Raw genomic sequence first — 2,744 nt, 5'->3', positions numbered from 1 at the left:
TTTCTCCATAATGCTGGAGAAAGTGAGGGAATTGAGTTAACACATCCAGTGATACTTAACAGAGCTATACAACTCAATAGTTTTAAGATTTTCTTCATTATTCCCCTCTTTCAATGGATTTATTTACAATAAACAGCTCATAAGCTTGTTGATATTTTCTGTCACCGCTGTTTAAACAACGGTGAACAATATTGAAATGGTTGCTTGAGGAAACAATCCCGCACAGGCATGTAAAAACGTGAGTGTGGGGATTGTCGGTCATCACAAACAAAACTTAAGGTTTGCATTCAGGTTGTACTGGACTTCTTTTACAAAACGGGCTGTTTAAGCGCTTTTCGACACTTCTCTTCGGGATGACAGCACCAGGCTGACAAATGGGAAGGTCTCTACCGTTAAAAGGAGAACACCAGCTAGCTCTCCCTTTATAATGGAATCCTGCTTGGATCATGCAAGCATCAATCGTTGCATTCTCATTGTTGCTTAACTTTTGAACTTCATCCTCAAGATAATTAAGGTGTGGCAAACCACACTCTAGCAATGCTTTTCCTACCTCCGTAGAATCTGCTCCTAGCTTCTCCCACACAGCCGTCTCTCCTCGAGGAGGTTTATCAATGTTTTCAATATCACATCCAGCAACCGTTAACAGAATGAGCAGGCTTAATAAATTAAACAACATTTTCATTTTTTGTTCCCTGTTCTCGTTGAATGAAGTTTGTTAAAACCAAATGAACCATAATTAATTTGACACTTAGTACTCGCATCAGCATAACAATTATGGGGGCTCGGGTTAAGGCCCAAGACCGCTCTCCCCATCTCTCTGAGAGGATTAGTTGCTATAGTAAATAAACTGTTTGCTGCAAATATCGTCATATAAAAAGGATTTTTTATACCTTTCTCCAAAAGTGAAAAATCTAGATTTAAAGGTGCCTTATAAGCCGTAGGCCAATTGTAACCAATCACTGTACTAATGGGGTCTAACATATGACCTTGTATGTAGATATAATTTTTTTCGCCATCGCTTAGATAATCTACTGTATTGGCCATCGATTGCATGTGAGCAGCCGCTCCAACAAGATAGAAGTCTGTTTTCTTGGCTACACTGTGGATACCATGTTCTTGCAAGTCATTTGCTCCATTGCTTACTGTTAAGGTACCACGGCTATGCCCACTAACAATAGCATTGTCATTGCCATAACGATAGATAAAATCTTGGAACTTTTTGGTTGAATTGGTCAACCCCCAAGAGCCCCCTTCAAAAAACTTTTGATAAAATGCTACCCCTAATTCTACCAGCACATCGTCAGCTTGGGGAAAGTATGTAAAATAAAGGGGACCATTTTTATTAACAGCCAATTGGACAGCATTACCCGCAGCATCATCTGGTGAATTAAAAATGCCATTGTAGAACATATAAACAGCACCATTAGGGCCTTTTTGTAAATGCTTTTCTTCCTCTGGCTTTAAAAAGTGATACAGAGTGATATATTTTCCATCATTGCCTTTTATATACTCTCCATTTTCATCGGTTAAATAGAGGACATTGCCATTTTCATCATGCGCAACCTCACCTACTGGGTGCTCTTTGACATTTGTGATTTTATAAATTTTATCAAGGTATCCCAATCCTTCATCCGATAAATCATTGATCATATCTACGCGATTATGCACTACCCCCTCAAGCGATGCGACATCTAGCTGTTCTACTGCTTGGTGTGCTGCTGCGGTGTTGCGGTTGAGAGAGCCAATGATTTGTCCAGCATCTTGCCCCATCGCCCTCTGTCCAGTTGTATCAGTAAGGATGATAGTCCCATCGCTGATAGCAGATTTGGTTTCCCCTTCTGCTCCATCCTTGGCTTTGCCGTGATTTAAAACATTCTTGGCAATGTTCTTTATCGTGTCATTCCCAGAAATGCTAAACCCATGGCTGCTGGCTTTAGCATGGGCACTGTTGCTGATATCACTGGTGCTAATGCTTCCAGTGGTCAGGCTGTTTTTGTCCGCCGAGGCTGTGCTTTCAATAATACCTCCGGTCAGCGTTGTTTTGTCTTTAACAATGATATTAAAGCCGCCATCACCCGCTTTGATGCCTGATTGCTCCACAACACTATGATAATCGCTAGAGGATTTATCGTTTTGGAAAGAGGCGCTCATGGACCCCCCACCACCCGTTTGTCCAGCACCAAACCCAACAGAAACAGAGTTTTGCTTGCTGGAAGTTTGTCCCGTATCACTGCGGCTGGTAATGGCAAAATCACCCCCTACTTCCATTTCTACACGCTCTCCAGAAACCACGGCGCCTGCCAATGTGGTGTTTGCCCCACTCGTGGTATGAACAGTGCCGGTGCCTATAATATGGCTGTTTTTGTGTTGAACTTCCTCACTGGAACCTTCCCCTTGACTAAAAGCAGCACTGCCCGTTGCCCCTGCGCCACCCGTGCCATAACCGGTGCCAACACTCATTGAAGCACTTTCACTGCTGTTTTGTGTGCTTTGCGTGTTTTGTGCACTTTCAAAGATGATATCTTCACCTGCTTCCATAGTGATATTTCCGCTCTGTGCATCATTTTCCAGCACATAGATTGGATTGGTACCAGCGATAATATCAGCGCCAACACCATGAATGCTGCCTTATTTAAAGTGCCACCCGCTTGAATAAAGAAGGAGACGGCTTTGATCCTCTACTTCATTCGTGATTTTATCTAACGACCTTTTTAACGATGGGGAGGACGCTTTGGTGATCGCTT

At 42.6% G+C, this 2,744-nt stretch carries 1 protein-coding gene and 1 pseudogene; both read right to left on the bottom strand.

The window, feature by feature from the left end:
- Positions 1-274 precede the first annotated feature (274 nt).
- Positions 275-682, bottom strand: a complete 408-nt coding sequence (locus ACFIJJ_RS09310; RefSeq protein WP_375623805.1) for a hypothetical protein — start codon at positions 680-682, stop codon at positions 275-277.
- Positions 679-2,628: pseudogene (locus tag ACFIJJ_RS09305) on the bottom strand (hemagglutinin repeat-containing protein); the annotation flags it as partial. The pseudogene ACFIJJ_RS09305 and the gene ACFIJJ_RS09310, both read right to left, overlap by 4 nt.
- Positions 2,629-2,744 lie beyond the last annotated feature (116 nt).

The organism is Bartonella sp. TT29SHDZB (genome assembly GCF_042193395.1).
Classification (GTDB): Bacteria; Pseudomonadota; Alphaproteobacteria; order Rhizobiales; family Rhizobiaceae; genus Bartonella.
This window is presented reverse-complemented; position numbering and strand designations above follow the sequence as displayed.